Source organism: Cellulosimicrobium sp. GQ32 (assembly GCF_059758455.1).
The window spans coordinates 322,585-337,614 of record NZ_JCAXEP010000005.1 but is presented as its reverse complement, the minus strand read 5'-3'; the positions used below and the strand labels follow the sequence as shown (position 1 = coordinate 337,614).

Here is a 15,030-nt window from a genome sequence, read left to right as displayed (position 1 = left end):
ACCGCCCCGGCACGGGCGTCAGTTCCCGACGTGCGCCGCGTACTGGTCCGGGGTGAGCAGGTCGCCCGTCTCCACGACGTCGACCTTGAACAGCCAGCCGTCCGTGTACGGGTCGGAGTTGACGACCGCCGGGTCGTCGATCGCGGCCTGGTTCACCTCGACGACGGTGCCCGTGACGGGCGAGAAGAGCTCCGACACGGACTTGGTGGACTCCACCTCGCCGATGACGCTGCCCGCGGTCACCTCGGAGCCCACCTCCGGCAGCTCCAGGTAGACGATGTCACCGAGCGCCTCGGCAGCGGTCGCCGTGATGCCGACGACGGCCGGGCTCGAGCCGTCGATCCACTCGTGCTCCGCCGTGTACTGCAGGTGGTCCGGGAACTTGGCCTCGGTCATGGGGTACTCCTTCGAGCTCTGGGACGGCTGGGCGGGTCAGGACTGCTGGGGACGACGGTAGAACGGGAGCGGCACGACCACCACGGGCTCCGCGCGGCCGCGCACGTCGACCGCGAGCTCGGTGCCCTCCGCCGAGAGCTCCGGCGTCACGTACGCGAGCGCGATCGGGTGGCCCAGCGTCGGCGAGGGCGCACCGGAGGTCACGGTGCCGACCCGGCGCGCGGACTCCCCCACCGCTCCCCCGGGCTCGGCGTCGGTGAGCACGACGGCGTAGCCCGCGCGGGCGGGACGGCGCCCCAGGCCCTTCAGGCCGACGAGCACGCGCGCGGGCGCGGACGCCCGGCGCGCCGCGAGCGCGGCCCGACCGACGAACTCGAGCGGCGTGCCGTCGTCGGCGACCTTGTCGAGCTTCACCACGCGGCCGAGTCCTGCCTCGTACGGCGTGGTCGTCGTGTCGAGCTCGTGCCCGTACAGCGGCATGCCCGCCTCCAGGCGCAGCGAGTCGCGCGCGGACAGGCCCGCCGGGACGAGGCCCAGCGGCGCACCGGCTGCGAGCACCGTGCGCCACAGGTCCGCGGCACGGTCCGCGGGCACGAACAGCTCGAAGCCGTCCTCCCCCGTGTACCCGGTCCGTGCGACGAGCGCGTCGACCGGACCGGCGGCCGTCGACAGCGCGAGCGGGACGGCCGCGTAGTACTTCAGGTCGCGCACGGCCCCGGCGGCGTCCGAGCCGGCCGCGTCCGTCAGGCCGACGACGATCTCCTCCGCGCGGGGGCCCTGGACCGCGACGAGCGCCGTGTCCGCGCCCTGGTCCGTGACCGTGGCGTCGAACCCCGCGGCGCGGGCCACGAGCTCGCGCGCGACGAGGTCCGCGTTCCCCGCGTTCGCGACGACGAGGAACCGCTCCGCACCCAGCCGGTACACGACGAGATCGTCCAGGACCGCCCCGTCCTCCTGGCAGATCATCGTGTAGCGCGCCCGCCCCGGCGCGACCGCCGTGAGGTTGCCGACGAGCGCATGGTCCAGCGCGGCCGCCGCCTGCGGGCCGGCGACCTCGATCTCCCCCATGTGCGAGAGGTCGAACAACCCCGCGGCCTCCCGGACCGCGCGGTGCTCCGCGAGGTCGGACGTGTAGCGCAGCGGCATCAGCCAGCCGCCGAAGCTCGTGAGGTTCGCACCCAGCGCGACGTGCTCGTCGTGCAGCGGGCTGCGCCTGTCGGTCGGCCCGCCGGTCGGCTGGTCGATCAGGTCGGTCGGCTGGTCGGTCATGCGAGGTCTCCCGTCACGTAGGACTCCACAGGCGGGCACGAGCACACCAGGTTGCGGTCGCCCCGCGCACCGTCGATGCGGCGCACCGGCGGCCAGTACTTCCCGGCGCGCAGGCTCGCGACCGGGTACGCCGCGAGCTCGCGCGAGTACGGCTTGTCCCACTCCTCGGCGACGAGAGCCGCCGCCGTGTGCGGGGCGCCACGCAGCGGCGACTCCTCCACGCTCCAGCGGCCCGAGGAGACGGCGTCGATCTCGCCGCGGATCGCGACGAGCGCGTCGACGAACCGGTCGAGCTCGGCGAGGTCCTCGCTCTCGGTCGGCTCGACCATGAGCGTGCCCGCGACCGGGAACGACAGCGTCGGCGCGTGGAACCCGTAGTCCATGAGCCGCTTCGCGACGTCCTCCGCCGTCACGCCGGTCTCCGCCGTGATCGGGCGCAGGTCGAGGATGCACTCGTGCGCGACCAGGCCGTTCGGCCCGGTGTAGAGCACCGGGTAGTGGTCGGCGAGGCGGCTCGCGACGTAGTTCGCCGTGAGCACCGCCGTCTTCGTGGCCTCGGTGAGCCCGTCCGGACCCATGAGCGCGACGTACGCGTACGAGATCGGCAGGATCCCGGCCGACCCGTACCGCGTCGCCGAGACGGGGGTCGCGGTGGACGCGCCCGGCGCGAGCGGGTCGCCGGGGAGGAACGGGACGAGGTGCTCGGCGACGGCCACCGGGCCGACACCCGGTCCTCCCCCGCCGTGCGGGATGCAGAACGTCTTGTGCAGGTTCAGGTGCGAGACGTCGCCGCCGAACTCGCCCGGGCGCGCGAGGCCGACGAGCGCGTTGAGGTTCGCCCCGTCGATGTACACCTGACCACCGGCCTCGTGTACGAGGTCGCAGACCTCGCGAACGTGCTCCTCGTAGACGCCGTGCGTCGAGGGGTACGTGATCATGATCGCCGCGACCCGGGGCCCGTGGTCGGCGAGCTTCGCCCGCAGGTCTGAGAGGTCGACCTCGCCGCTCTCCGCGGTCTTCACCACGTCGACCTTCAGACCCGCGAGCGCCGCCGACGCTGCGTTCGTCCCGTGCGCCGACGCCGGGATGAGGCACACGTCGCGCTCGGTGTCACCGCGCGACACGTGGTAGTCGCGGATCGCCAGCAGGCCCGCGAACTCGCCCTGCGACCCGGCGTTCGGCTGCACCGAGACCCCCGCGTAGCCCGTGATCTCCGCGAGCGCGGACTCCAGGCCGCCGATGAGCTCTGCGTAGCCGCGCGCCTGGTCGGCAGGCACGAACGGGTGGAGGTCCGCGAACTCCGGCCAGGAGATCGCCTCCATCTCGGCCGTCGCGTTGAGCTTCATGGTGCACGAGCCCAGCGGGATCATCGTGCGGTCCAGCGCGAGGTCCTTGTCCGAGAGCCGGCGCAGGTAGCGCAGCATCGACGTCTCGGAGCGGTGCAGGTGGAAGATCGGGTGCTGGAGGTACGGCGTCGCGCGGCGTGCCCACGTCGGGAGCTCGCGGTCGGTCCCGGCGGGGGAGACGGCCTCGCCGTCCGCCTCGCTTCCGCTCATGACCAGGCCGCTACCTCGCGAGGTAGAGGCCTGGTCCGACGAGGTAGAGGCCCGGTCCGCGAGGCCGAAGGCCTGAAGCACCGCAGCGAGGGTCGCGGAGGTGGTGGTCTCGTCGCAGGCGATCTGTACATGGTCGGCATCAGGGTTGTACAGATTGATTCCCGCTGCTGCCGCGGCTCGCACGATCTCCTCGCCACGGCCGGGGACGAGGGTGCGGACGGTGTCGAAGAAGGCGTCGTGCTCGACGGTGACGCCGCCCGCGCGCAGGGCATCCGCGAGGGTGGTGGCGTGCGCGTGCGTGCGCTCGGCGATCGCGCGGAGGCCGTCGGGGCCGTGGTAGACGGCGTACATCGACGCCACGACGGCGAGGAGCGCCTGCGCGGTGCAGATGTTGCTCGTCGCCTTCTCGCGGCGGATGTGCTGCTCGCGCGTCTGGAGCGCGAGGCGGTAGGCGGTGTCGCCGTCGGCGTCGATCGAGACGCCCACGAGCCGGCCGGGGAGCGAGCGCTCCAGACCCTTGCGCACGGCCATGAAGGCCGCGTGCGGTCCGCCGTAGAACAGCGGGACGCCGAACCGCTGGGCGGAGCCCACGGACACGTCGGCGCCGAGCTCACCGGGAGAGACCAGCAGCGTCAGGGCCAGCAGGTCGCTCGCGACCGTCACCAGCGCACCCGCGGCCTTGGCCTGCGCGACGACGGGGCGCCAGTCCACGACGCGTCCCGACGCCCCGGACTGCTGGACGACGACGCCCACGAGCTGTGCGTCGTCGTCCACCCCGGCGGGGAAGGCTCCTGCGGCGCGGGCCGCGGCGAGACCGGCGTCCAGGCCACCCGACAGGTCGGCGACCACCACGGGCAGGCCGACGGCGTGCGCGCGACCGAGCGTCACCGCGAGCGTCTGGGGGAAGAGGTCGGCGTCGAGGGCCACGTAGCCGCTCTTCGCACGCGACGCCCGCCACATGAGCGCGACGGCCTCGGCCACCGCGGTGGCCTCGTCGAGGAGCGACGCGTTCGCGACGTCCAGGCCCGTGAGGTCCTCGACGACCTGCTGGAAGTTGAGGAGCGCCTCCAGACGACCCTGCGAGATCTCCGGCTGGTACGGCGTGTACGCCGTGTACCAGGCGGGCGACTCGAGGACGTTGCGGCGGATCACCGGGGGAGTGACGGTGCCGTAGTAGCCGAGCCCGATCATCTGCGTCTTGACGACGTTCTTTCCGGCCAGCGCGCGCAGGTGCTCCAGCACCTCGGTCTCGGTGCGCGCCGCGGGCAGGTCGAGCGGACGCTCGGAGCGGATCGACGCGGGGACCGCCGCGTCGACGAGCGCGTCGAGCGTGGCGTAGCCGAGCTGGTCGAGCATCGCCCCGACCTCGCGCCCGCGCGGGCCGAGGTGGCGCGGCGCGAACGCGCCGGACGCGGCGTTGTGCCGTGAGCTGGGGTCGAAGGACGGCTGGGTCACGAGGGACTCCCGGTGGAGGGGACGACGGCGGGTCCCTCCCCGCTCTGTCATCGGACGCACGCGTCGACCTGAGAGTTTTGCCGGTCCGCCGTGCCGCGAGGGCCGGGGCGCGCCGACTTGCACCGTCGGTGGGCCGAGGCCGCCGGGGGTCCGACGGGCGCACGGCCGCTTTCCAGAGTTGCCTCACCTCGACGGTACGGGGGCCTGAGAGATTCCCGGGGAGGGTTTGCTCCTTCGGCGCCGGCGCCGGTCCGCTGGACCAGGTGCCGAGCTCTCCCGTCGTGGTTCGGGCGGCAGTACTGCAGTTGTGGGCTCGATCATACCGGGCAGCCGTGTGCCGCCGCCGCGACGTCCGGAGCGTCCCCGCGCTCTCTGCGAACCCGTCCGCACCGCACCGGTCGTGGCAGGGTGGGTGCCGTGAACGCCGATGCGTGGGCCGACGTCGTGCTCCTGCTCGTGCTCGCCGGTGCCGGGGTCCTGCTCGTCTGGTGCGCCCGGGCGACGGCGTCCGGGTGTGTGGGTCGCAACCAGGTCGCCGGGATCCGCACCGCGACGACGCTCGCGAGCGACGAGGCGTGGCGGACCGCCCACCGTGCGGCGCGAGGCCGACCGGAGCCGGTGACGCGCGCTCGGCGGGCGGGATCGCGTCAGGCGGGCTCGGAGACCAGCTCGCGCTCCGCCGTCGGGCCGGGCTGCGGCTCCTGCACCCCACGGCGCGCCGCCGGGCGGCCGTAGGTGAGGTAGAGCGGGAGGCCGGTGAGGAGCAGGCCGCCGACGAGGTTGCCGAGCACGGTGGGGATCTCGTTCCAGACGAGGTAGTCCATGATCGTGAACTCGCCCCCGAGCAGCAGCCCGGACGGGAACAGGAACATGTTGACGATCGAGTGCTCGAACGCCATGAAGAAGAACAGCATCACGGGCATCCACATCGCGATGGCCTTGCCGGGCACGTCCTTCGCGATCATCGCGCCGACGACGCCCATGGACACCATCCAGTTGCACAGCATGCCGCGCACGAACAGCGTGAGCATGCCCGACGCCCCGTGCTCCGCGTACCCGACCGTCCGGCCCTCGCCGATGTGCCCGATCGCCTGACCGACCTCGTTGGGCGGGGTGTCGAACCCGTACGTGACGACGATCGCCATCATCACGGCGACGGCGAACGCGCCGAGGAAGTTCCCCACGAACACGAGGCCCCAGTTGCGCAGGACGCCGCGCACCGTGATCCCGGGCCGCTTGTCGAGCCAGGCCAGGGGGCCGAGGACGAACATGCCGGTGAGCAGGTCGTACCCGAGCAGGTACAGCAGGATGAACCCGACGGGGAAGAGGACGGCGCCGGGGATCGCGTGGCCCGTCGTGACCGTGACCGTCACGGCGAACGCGGCGGCGATCGCGAGGATCGCGCCGCCCATCGTCGAGCGCACGAGCGTGTCGCGCGTGGACAGCAGGACCTTGTTGGCGCCGGCGTCGATGATCGTCGGGACGAGCTCGGCGGGCTTGACGTAGGACATGGGCGGGCTCCGGTCTCTGAGGCGACGTCGCGGCAGGGGAGCGCCCGACGGCGCGTCCCACGCTAGGAACCCGCGGTTTCGACCGCGTTCCCGCGGGGGAGCGACCTCGTTACCGGGGTCGCTCAGCGCGTGGGGAGGCCCTGTGAGAACTCCGTACCGGGCGCGGGCTCGACCGTGACGGACCGGACCGTCGCGAGTCGCCGGACCGCGCGCTCGAGGGCCCGCGTGCGGCGCGGAGTCGCGCGGAAGGTCACGACGATCCGCCCGGCCCGGCCGTCGTCGTCCACCGGCTCCGTCGCCAGCGAGTCGAAGCTGACCCCGCGCGTCGAGAACACTCCCGTGAGCGCCGTGAGCGTGCCGGGCTGGTCGAGGCCGTGCACGGTCGCGACCCACGCGGTCTCCGCACCGCCCCGGCCCGACGGCGCCCGGTCGCCGGTCGCGGTCGACGCACCCGGGGCGGGCGCACCGGTCCGGGCACGCTCCCGGCCGGCCGGTCGGTCGTCGTCCTGCGGCGCCGTGCTCGCGGCGACCATCCGCTCGATGCCGTCTGCCGCGTGCGCGAGGCGGCGCCCCTCGTCGTCGGGCAGGTCGTCGAGGAGCACGCGCGTCCACCCGCCCGGCCCGAGGACCACCGGGACGCCGAGTACGCCGCGGAACGGGCCGCCGTCGGGCGCCCCGCGGCCGCCGGTCGGGCCGGCGAGCCGTCCGCCGAGCTCGCCGTCGAGGGCCACCTGACCGGCGACGACGATCTCGCGGCCGTCGAGGATCACCTCGAGCAGGTCGACGGTCGCGCTGGCCGTCCCGGCGGGCGTCTTGGCGCCCGACTGGTGCGTCATCCAGGGCCGCGTGACGAGCCGCAGGTCCGCCGGCCACGTGTCGATGCGGTCGAACGCCGCGCCCATGTCGTCGGCGGCGACGCGCGCGAGCTCGTCCTTCGCGGCCGCGATCTCGGCGGGCAGCGCGTCGAGCGTGCGGCCCCGGCGCAGCGCCGCGACGGCGCGGGACAGCTCGTCGGCGTCGAGCCCGCTCACCCGGACCGTCGACCACAGCGGCACGGCGTCCTCGCCGTGCTGACCCCCGACGAACCCGCCGACGCGATGCCGACGCACGCCCAGCTCGACCGCGAGCTCACGCCGGAAGCGCAGCGTGTCGAGCCACGCGCCCATCCCGAGCACGCGGTGCCGACCGAGGCGCTCCGCCATGACGGCGACGCCGAGCTCCACGGGGTTCGTCACGACGATGACCACCTCGTGCCCCGACCCGTGGCGCGCGATCGCGTCGGCGTACTCGGCGAGCACGGCGCCGTTCGTGGCGGCGAGGACCCGGCGGTCGGGATCGGCTCCCGTCCGGGCCGGGGGCGTCAGGCCCGCGGCGACCACGATCACGTCCGCCGTGACGTCCTCGGGGGAGTGCGCGACGTCGAGGAGCGGCGCGTGCTCGTCGTACGCGTCGACCAGGTCGGCGCGCAGCCCGTGCACGGCCCGGCCCGACGCCCCGCCCGCACGTCCCACGAGCTGGAGCCGCGCCGTCGGCGGGAGCACCCGCCGCTCGACGATCTGCGTGCACACCTGCCGGCCGACGTCTCCCGTCGCCCCCACCACCGCTACGTCCACCCCGGCAGGCTACGTCCCGGCCGACGAGCCCGGGAGATCTTCCTGTGCTCCGGCGAGGGCACGCGCAAGAACCGCAACCTGGGCGCGCCGAGGTAGAGCCATGGTTCGCCGAGGTAGAAACCCGGTCGACGACCTCCGCAAACCACGGCTCTACCTCGCACGACCACGGCTCTACCTCGACGCGTCAGGCGAAGGCGATGTCTGCCGCGGCGGCGACCATCTCGTCGAGCACCGCGGAGACGACCGGGCGGGGTTCGTGGCGGGTCGCGCGGTGACGCGCGACGAGGCGGCGCGAGCCGAGGCCGGGCAGGCCGACGACCGTGACGCCGTCGGGCACCTCGTCCGACGCGCCGCCCTCGACCGCGAGCGCCGGGAGCATCGCGACGCCGAGCCCGGCCGCGACGAGCGACAGCGCGACGTCGAAGTCGTAGTAGTTGTGCTGCGTGCGCACGGTCCCGCCGAGACCGCGGGCGAGCCGGCGCAGGGCGCGTGCCGCGGCGGTGCCGGGCTCGGGTCCGAGCCAGACGACGTCGCGCACGTCGTCGAGGCGGGTCGGGGTGGGCATGCTCGCCGGGACCACGAGCCGCCACGGCTCGTCGAGCAGCACGATCTCGCGCGTCCCGCGCGGGGCGGGGGAGTCGGCCTCGTAGTCGCGCTCCAGGAGCACGACGTCGAGCTCGCCCGCGCGCAGGAGGCGCAGCGCCTCGGTGGGCTCGCGCTCCTGCACGTCGAGCTCGATGCCCGGCGCCGTCTCCGCCAGACGCCCGGCGACGGGCGCGACGACGGCTCGGATCGCCGTCTGGAACGAGCCGACCGCGACGCGGCCGCTGACCTCGTCGCCCAGCGCCGCGAGCGCCTTGCGCGCCTCGACGAGCTCGGTCTCGATGCGCTCGGCCGTCTCGGCGAGCACGCGCCCGGCCGGGGTGAGGGTCACGCCGCGCGGGCCGCGGTCGAGCACGACGACGCCCTCCTCCGCCTCGAGCCGCTGGATCTGCTGCGAGACCGCGGACGGGGTGACGCGCAGGAGATCTGCTGCCGCGAGAATGCCCCCGCCACGGTGCACGGCAAGGAGAAAACCAAGTCTGCGTGGGTCCGTCGCCATGTAGAGATGCTAAACGGCCGGTGCAGAATACTTCGATTGTGCTGAAGCCCCGGAGGCCTCACACTTGTCGTGGCGCCGGTCGGTTACCTCCTCCTCCTTACGGGTCGGCGCCCGAGCTTCCGCACCACCCGCGCCACCAGCCACCGGCCCGGAGCGCACAGCCACCGCAGCGTCGCGGTACCCCCCTCCACCCCTCTTCGTCACCGGAGTACCGCTGTGCCCGTCACCCTCGACGCGTTCGTCATGTTCCTCGGCTGGATCGGCGCCGCCGCCGGCGTCGTCGCCTACGCGATGGTCAGCCGCGGCCGCTGGGCCGCGTCGTCCGCCCCGTTCCAGCTCACCAACCTCACCGCCGCCGGCCTCATGGGCATGGTCGCCGCCGCGAACGGGGTGTGGCCGTCGGTGGCCGCCAACATCGTGTGGATCCTCATCGGCGTGCAGGCGATCGTCGTGATCGTCCGCGCGCGGGCGCGCCGCCGCGCGACCGTCGTCGACGAGGCGACCCCGGCTGCGGTCGTCCCGGGGGCGGCCACGACCGTCGCCGCCGACCCGGTCCTGCCCGACGGCGACCCCTCGCCGCGCGAGGTCGGGCTCGCCGCCTGACTACACCCCGGCGGGCGTGATGAGCCCGATGAGCAGGCCCATCACCAGCACCGTGACCAGCTCGTGCGCGGCGTTGAGGACCGTGAGCCCCGCCGGCCGGCCCTCGAACGCGTCGTGCGTGACGAACCGCGCCGCGGTGAAGCCCGCCCACAGCACGACGGCGGTCAGCAGCGCGTTGCCGAGGTAGCCACCGCCGTAGAAGGACCACGCGAGGTAGGTCGCCCCCGCGAGCACCCACGCGGTGACGAAGCTGACCACGAGGGTCACGACGATCGGCACGACCGCGTCGCGGCCCTCCCCGGACGGGTCGACCTTCGCGACGCGTATCCAGTACGTGCCGAACACCTTCGGCGTGTACCAGACCGAGCCCACGACCATGCTCGACACCGTCGCGGCCAGCACCGCCCAGTAGTTGATCTCCGGAACCATCGGACCGCTCCCTCGCGTCGACGCCGTCGCTCGGAGCGTAGCGCTCAGGCCGTCGCGTCCGCCTGCGGTTCGACCACCACGTCGACCACGACCGCGCGGTGGTCGGACAGGCCCGTGTCGACGGCGGTCGCGGGGCCGAGGGCCCGGACCGTCGCCTGCCCGGGGGTGGAGTCGGCGAGCACGTGGTCGATCTGCCGCGCGGGCCGGTCGACGGGGTGGGTCAGCACGTCGGCGAGCGACGTGAACCCGGTGATCTCCGCGGGCTCGGGCGCCCGCAGGTTGAGGTCGCCCAGCAGCACGAGCGGGCGGGGGAGCGGCGCGCAGGCCCCCGCGAAGGACCGGAGCTGGTCGGCCGTGAACTCGGGCCGGGACGTGGTGTGTGCCGTCACCACCGTCAGCGGCCCCCACGGCGTCACGACGGCGGCCGCGAGCGCCGCGCGGGGCTCGTCCGGGACGACGCGGAAGGGGACGAGGCGCGCGGCACCGGTGCTCGTGCCGGGCGTCCGGCGGCGGATCCGCGAGCGCCACGGCATCCGGTCGAGCTCGAGCCGCGACCACCGGGCCACCGGGAACCGGCTGACCAGCCCGATCCCGTAGGACGCGACGCCGGGCACGCGCCGCACCCCCGATCCGGGTCGTGCGGCGCGGACCCACGCGCCGGAGACGCCGCGCAGCGTGGGAGAGAAGTGCCGGTGTTCTGCGCGCAGCGCCTCCGCCGCGACGGCGACGAGGTCGGCGCGCTGCGAGCGGGGCGAGTCCCGCTCGACCTCCTGCAGCGCGAGCACGTCCGCGTCGAGGTACGCGACCGCCCGGGCGAACCGCTCGACGTCGACCGTCCCGTCGAGCGCGGCGCCGTGCAGCGCGTTGAACGTCGCGAGGCGCAGCACGCCGTCGGGTCGCGGGGGCAGTCCGGGAGCGGCGGGGTCGGTCGGCACCGCACGATCCTCGCGCGAGCCCGCGACGGTCGCGACCAGACGCGTCAGAGGGTGCGCCGCCAGGCGACGATCCGTTCCACGGCCTCGGCGACCGTGGCCGGGGCCGCCGCGAAGGAGAGCCGCACCCAGTCGCCGCCGCGGACGCCGTCGAAGTCGGTGCCCGGGGTGAGCGCGACGCCTGCCTCGGCGAGCAGCCGCTCGCACCACGTCACGGAGTCGAGCCTGTCCTCGGAGACGTCCGCATAGACGTAGAACGCGCCGTCGGCCGGGGCGACGCGAGACCACCCCAGGTCGTCGAGCCGCGACAGCACGAGCGCGCGCGACGCCGCGTAGCGCGCGACGTTCTCGGCCGCGGCCGCGTACCCCTCGGGCGAGAACGCCGCGACGCCCGCGTGCTGAGCGAGCGCGGGAGGGGACAGCGCGACGTTCCCCGCGAGCGCGTCGACCGGCCCGACGAGCTCGTCCGGCAGCACGAGCCACCCCAGTCGCCAGCCCGTCATCGCCCAGTACTTGGAGAACGAGTTGACGACGACGGCGCCCTCGCCGACGTACCGCGCCGCGGTCGGCAGCGCCGCGGGCGAGGCCCCCGCCGCGTCGTCGTACGTGATGCCGTGGTAGATCTCGTCGCTCACGAGGCGGACGTCGTGGTCGGCGCACCACGTCGCGACGGCGTCGAGCTCGGCGGGCAGGATCATCGTCCCCGTCGGGTTCGCCGGGCTCGCGACGACCAGTCCGTCGAGGCCGCCGCCGTAGTACGCCTCCATGAGCTGCGACACCGTGGGCTGGTAGCGCGTCTCGGGTCCGCAGTCGAGCTCGACGACCTCGCAGCCCAGCGCGCGCAGGATGTTCTTGTACGCGGGGTAGCCGGGGCGGGCCAGCGCGACGCGGTCGCCGACGTCGAACGCCGCGAGGAACGCGAGGAGGAACCCGCCGGAGGACCCGGTCGTCACCGCGACACGCCCGGGGTCGACCTCGATGCCGTACCAGCGGCCGTAGTGCTCCGCGATCGCCCGGCGCAGCGCCGGGACGCCGAGCGACTCCGTGTAGCCGAGGTCGCCGTGCTCCAGCAGCTCGATCGCCCGGCGGCGGACGACGTCCGATGCGCCCGTCGACGGCTCGCCCGCGCACAGGTTGAGGACGGACGCCCCCGCGTCGCGCAGCCGGTTCGCCTCCGCGAGCACCTCCATCACCGCGAACGGCGGCACGTGCGAGCGGCGCGAGACCTTCATCGACCCAGACATGGAGCCATCATGCCGGGTCAACGGGACCCGACCGCCGCCGACCCAGAGGTTGTCGCCGTCGCACGGCGCCGAACCTGGGGTGACGGGCGGTTCGGCGGTCGGACGGCGCACGAACCCCGGGTTCGACGCCGGGTCAGCGCCGGGTCGGTCATCCGTTCGAGGGATGTCGGCGACGGCGAGGTGTCGGTCGTCCGGGCGACGCGCCGTCGTCGGCCGACGGGGTCGGATGGACGGTATGACCGAGGACGTGTGGGACGACGGCTCCGACGACGGCCGCGGCGAGGCGTTCCGGCCGGTCCGGGGGTGGGGCGTCCTGTGGCGCAGCGCGTTCGTGCTGTGGCACGGCGGGCACGAGTACGTCGTGGACGTGGACTTCCTCGACTGGGACGAGCGGATCCGGCTCTACCGCGATCGCCGCCTCGTCGACGAGCAGCGGTCCCGGGCGCGCTTCGACCTCCCCGGTGCGCGGATCGAGGCCCGGATGAGCCTCTACGGGATGCGGTACGTGCGCGTCGTCGACGCCGTGGGAGACGTCCGGGACGTCCCGCCGATGCCCGGGACGGCCGAGGCGTGGCGGGACCGTATGGACCGCGAGCGCCCGACGGCGAGCCGCGCCGTCGGCGTCGCCGCGTGGGTCGTGCTCGTGGTCGCGCTCGTGACGCAGGTGCCACAGCTTCTCGACCTCGTCTCCGGGTTCACCGGCTGGACGCCACCGTTCGTGCCCGACCTGCCCGCCTCCGTGAACACGGTGCTGTCCGTCGCCGGCGTGGTCGCCGCCGTCGACCGCGGGCTGCGGCGTCGCTACCACCCGCTCCTGGACGGCTGACCGGCGGCTCGTGCGGCGTCGCACCACGTGCCTAGGGTGGAGGGACGCCGACAGAGGAGGTTCTCGTGTTCCGACGACGGTCCCGCAGCGCCCCCGACGACGACCCGGTCCGGCGAGCCGCGCACTACCGGGTCGACCGCGAGACCGCGCGCGAGAAGTCGGAGCTCGGAGACCCGGGACAGGCGGGTGCGCCCGGTCCCGCCGGGCACGGGGCGCCCGCCGCCGAGTCCCAAATGCCCGACGACGCGGCCGCACCCCGCGGCCCGCGTCGTGTACGACCCGAGGACCGCGCGTTGTACGTCGATGCGGTGATCGACCAGGCCATCCGACGAGGGGAGTTCGACGACCTCCCGCTCGCGGGCAAGCCGATCCCCGGGCTCACCGGGACGCACGACCCCGACTGGTGGCTCAAGTCGGTCATCGAGCGCGAACAGCTCACCGGGCTGGGCCCTCCGGCGATGCTGCTCAAGCAGGAGGACCGAGAGCTCGACGACCGGCTCGACCGCGAGCTCGACGAGACGACCGTCCGCGACATCCTCGCGGACTTCAACGCGCGCGTCGTCGATGCCCGCCGCCAGCTCCTGGGCGGGCCGCCCGTGGTCACGCCGACACGCGACGTGGACCACGAGGTCGCACGCTGGCGCGCACGGCGGGAGCAGAGCACCTAGCCCGACGATCTCGCCCGCCTGCGGTCCGGCCGACCGCCGTCGAGCACGACATGGGGGTCGCTATCGGGCTGAAAACGGCCCGCATGTCGTGCTCGGCGTTGCTTCTGGAATCCCTGGACGGTCCCGGCGCCGGCCGCACCGAGCGGCTTTCGGCCCGCGCGCCTAGGGTCGGCGGCATGGTCGACTGGCAGCCCGACGTCCTCGGGGACGACTACGAGCAGCTCACGCTGCCGCTCGCCCCCGACGACGAGGGCGACGTCGTCGCCACGCTCGTGCGCCGCCGTCGGGCGGGGGGAGACGACGCGGACGGGCGCGGCCAGCACCTCGACGTCCTGTACGTCCACGGGTGGTCCGACTACTTCTTCCAGACCGAGCTCGCCGACTTCTGGGAGGCGCACGGCGCGCGCTTCCACGCGCTCGACCTGCGCAAGTACGGGCGCAGCCTGCGCCCCGGCCAGACGCCGGGGTACGTCACGGACCTCGCGACGTACGACGAGGACCTCGAGGCCGCGCTGGCGGCGATCGGCCACCGCGGTGACGGGCGCTCGCCGCGCGAACTCGTCCTCATGGGCCACTCGACGGGCGGCCTGACGCTCAGCCTCTGGCTCGCCCGGAACCCCGGCCGTGCGGCGGCCCTCGTCCTCAACAGCCCGTGGCTGGAGTTCCAGACGCGCGAGGTGGGGCGCCTCCTGCTCGAGCCCGTGATCGGGGCCCGGGCGCGCCTCACGCCGACGCGGCCCCTGCCCAACGTCGATCTCGGCTTCTACACGCGCTCGGTGAGCAAGGACTTCGACGGCGAGTGGACGTACGACCTCGCGTGGCGTCCCCAGCACGGGTTCCGCACCACGCCCGCGTGGCTGTCCGCCGTGTTCCGCGGGCAGCAGACCGTCGCGCGCGGCCTGACCATCGGGGCGCCGGTGCTCGTGCTGCTCTCCGCGCGGAGCACGCTGCTGCCCCGCTGGACGCCCGAGATGATGCACACGGACACGGCGATCGACGTGGACGGCGTCGCGCAGCGGTCCGTCCAGCTCGGCGACCTCGTCACCGTCGCGCGCCTCGACGGCGCCCTGCACGACGTCGTGCTCTCCGCCCGGCCCGTGCGCGCGCTCGCGTACGGGCGCATCGCGCAGTGGGTCGGTGCGTACCTCCCGCGTCCCGCGCCCGTCGTCCCGGACGTGCCCGACGACGCCGCCCCCGTTCCCGACGCCGCACCACCCGCGTCGCGCCGGCTGGGCCTGCTGCTCTCCCGCCTCAGCGCGGGCGCCCACCGCGCCGGGCGCGCCGTCGCGCGCACGGTCGGCTCCGCCGTCGGGACGCTGCGCGGCACCCGGGCCGGCCGCCGGTGAACGGCGTCCGCACGAGGCCGGCCCACGACCCCGCACCCCCGTCCTGGGCGTCCCGCCGCACCGAGCGTGGTCACGGGCCT

Annotated in this window: 14 protein-coding genes and 1 riboswitch; of the genes, 5 read left to right on the top strand and 9 right to left on the bottom strand. The window is 74.4% G+C overall.

Annotated features, from left to right (window positions below; translation table 11 throughout):
• Positions 1 to 18: 18 nt before the first annotated feature.
• Genes gcvH through gcvP form a run of 3 tightly spaced genes read right to left on the bottom strand, consistent with a single transcriptional unit; the run spans position 19 to position 4,727 of the window.
• The gene (gene gcvH / locus AC6CH9_RS11140) at positions 19 to 396 is read right to left on the bottom strand and encodes a glycine cleavage system protein GcvH (RefSeq protein WP_498154929.1); all 378 of its coding nucleotides are present in this window, start codon (positions 394 to 396) and stop codon (positions 19 to 21) included.
• 36 nt (positions 397 to 432) lie between these two features.
• Entirely contained in the window at positions 433 to 1,665 is a 1,233-nt protein-coding gene (gene gcvT / locus AC6CH9_RS11135) for a glycine cleavage system aminomethyltransferase GcvT (protein WP_498154928.1), read from the bottom strand.
• The gene (gcvP, locus tag AC6CH9_RS11130) at positions 1,662 to 4,727 is read right to left on the bottom strand and encodes an aminomethyl-transferring glycine dehydrogenase (protein WP_498154955.1); all 3,066 of its coding nucleotides are present in this window, start codon (positions 4,725 to 4,727) and stop codon (positions 1,662 to 1,664) included. Before gcvP ends, gcvT begins: the two co-directional genes overlap by 4 nt.
• A gap of 131 nt (positions 4,728 to 4,858) precedes the next feature.
• A riboswitch (glycine riboswitch) is annotated at positions 4,859 to 4,965 on the bottom strand.
• Between the two features lie 119 nt (positions 4,966 to 5,084).
• Here gcvP and AC6CH9_RS11125 point away from each other — a divergent pair.
• The gene (locus AC6CH9_RS11125) at positions 5,085 to 5,411 is read left to right on the top strand and encodes an SdpI family protein (protein ID WP_498154927.1); all 327 of its coding nucleotides are present in this window, start codon (positions 5,085 to 5,087) and stop codon (positions 5,409 to 5,411) included.
• On the opposite strand, the gene AC6CH9_RS11120 is transcribed toward AC6CH9_RS11125, so the two are convergent.
• The 3 genes from AC6CH9_RS11120 to AC6CH9_RS11110 form a co-directional block, all read right to left on the bottom strand.
• Complete coding sequence (locus tag AC6CH9_RS11120) at positions 5,324 to 6,187, bottom strand: formate/nitrite transporter family protein (protein ID WP_498154926.1); 864 nt, start codon at positions 6,185 to 6,187, stop codon at positions 5,324 to 5,326. The genes AC6CH9_RS11125 and AC6CH9_RS11120 overlap by 88 nt on opposite strands.
• 122 nt (positions 6,188 to 6,309) lie before the next feature.
• On the bottom strand, positions 6,310 to 7,800 hold the full coding sequence (locus AC6CH9_RS11115) for a lactate/malate family dehydrogenase (protein ID WP_498154925.1): 1,491 nt from the start codon (positions 7,798 to 7,800) through the stop codon (positions 6,310 to 6,312).
• Positions 7,801 to 7,984: 184 nt separating this feature from the next.
• Entirely contained in the window at positions 7,985 to 8,902 is a 918-nt protein-coding gene (locus AC6CH9_RS11110) for a LysR family transcriptional regulator (protein WP_498154924.1), read from the bottom strand.
• Between the two features lie 216 nt (positions 8,903 to 9,118).
• Between AC6CH9_RS11110 and AC6CH9_RS11105 the strand changes: the two genes are divergently transcribed.
• Positions 9,119 to 9,505 (top strand): CBU_0592 family membrane protein, encoded by a 387-nt coding sequence (locus tag AC6CH9_RS11105; protein ID WP_498154923.1) that lies wholly within the window; start codon positions 9,119 to 9,121, stop codon positions 9,503 to 9,505.
• Here AC6CH9_RS11105 and AC6CH9_RS11100 read toward each other — a convergent pair whose 3' ends face one another.
• Genes AC6CH9_RS11100 through AC6CH9_RS11090 form a run of 3 tightly spaced genes read right to left on the bottom strand, consistent with a single transcriptional unit; the run spans position 9,506 to position 12,098 of the window.
• Positions 9,506 to 9,934 (bottom strand): DUF1761 domain-containing protein, encoded by a 429-nt coding sequence (locus AC6CH9_RS11100; protein ID WP_498154922.1) that lies wholly within the window; start codon positions 9,932 to 9,934, stop codon positions 9,506 to 9,508.
• A 44-nt stretch (positions 9,935 to 9,978) separates the two neighbouring features.
• Positions 9,979 to 10,869, bottom strand: a complete 891-nt coding sequence (locus AC6CH9_RS11095) for an endonuclease/exonuclease/phosphatase family protein (RefSeq protein WP_498154921.1) — start codon at positions 10,867 to 10,869, stop codon at positions 9,979 to 9,981.
• Positions 10,870 to 10,913: 44 nt separating this feature from the next.
• Entirely contained in the window at positions 10,914 to 12,098 is a 1,185-nt protein-coding gene (locus AC6CH9_RS11090) for a pyridoxal phosphate-dependent aminotransferase (RefSeq protein ID WP_498154954.1), read from the bottom strand.
• Between the two features lie 247 nt (positions 12,099 to 12,345).
• Here AC6CH9_RS11090 and AC6CH9_RS11085 point away from each other — a divergent pair, with 247 nt between their 5' ends.
• From AC6CH9_RS11085 to AC6CH9_RS11075, 3 genes are all read left to right on the top strand, one after another.
• Positions 12,346 to 12,936 (top strand): hypothetical protein, encoded by a 591-nt coding sequence (locus tag AC6CH9_RS11085; protein WP_498154920.1) that lies wholly within the window; start codon positions 12,346 to 12,348, stop codon positions 12,934 to 12,936.
• Positions 12,937 to 13,001: 65 nt separating this feature from the next.
• A complete protein-coding gene (locus AC6CH9_RS11080) occupies positions 13,002 to 13,604 on the top strand; it encodes a DnaJ family domain-containing protein (protein ID WP_498154919.1) in 603 nt (200 codons plus the stop codon).
• Positions 13,605 to 13,780: 176 nt separating this feature from the next.
• Entirely contained in the window at positions 13,781 to 14,950 is a 1,170-nt protein-coding gene (locus AC6CH9_RS11075; protein WP_498154918.1) for an alpha/beta hydrolase, read from the top strand.
• The last annotated feature ends 80 nt before the right edge of the window (positions 14,951 to 15,030 follow it).

Bases quoted from the DNA above. Each gene is read 5' to 3' on its own strand.
- gcvH (WP_498154929.1), bottom strand. From the start codon at position 396: ATGACCGAGGCCAAGTTCCCGGACCACCTGCAGTACACGGCGGAGCAC.
- AC6CH9_RS11100 (WP_498154922.1), bottom strand. From the start codon at position 9,934: ATGGTTCCGGAGATCAACTACTGGGCGGTGCTGGCCGCGACGGTGTCG.
- gcvP (WP_498154955.1), bottom strand. From the start codon at position 4,727: ATGACAGAGCGGGGAGGGACCCGCCGTCGTCCCCTCCACCGGGAGTCC.
- gcvT (WP_498154928.1), bottom strand. From the start codon at position 1,665: ATGACCGACCAGCCGACCGACCTGATCGACCAGCCGACCGGCGGGCCG.
- AC6CH9_RS11110 (WP_498154924.1), bottom strand. From the start codon at position 8,902: ATGGCGACGGACCCACGCAGACTTGGTTTTCTCCTTGCCGTGCACCGT.
- AC6CH9_RS11120 (WP_498154926.1), bottom strand. From the start codon at position 6,187: ATGTCCTACGTCAAGCCCGCCGAGCTCGTCCCGACGATCATCGACGCC.
- AC6CH9_RS11075 (WP_498154918.1), top strand. From the start codon at position 13,781: ATGGTCGACTGGCAGCCCGACGTCCTCGGGGACGACTACGAGCAGCTC.
- AC6CH9_RS11090 (WP_498154954.1), bottom strand. From the start codon at position 12,098: ATGAAGGTCTCGCGCCGCTCGCACGTGCCGCCGTTCGCGGTGATGGAG.
- AC6CH9_RS11085 (WP_498154920.1), top strand. From the start codon at position 12,346: ATGACCGAGGACGTGTGGGACGACGGCTCCGACGACGGCCGCGGCGAG.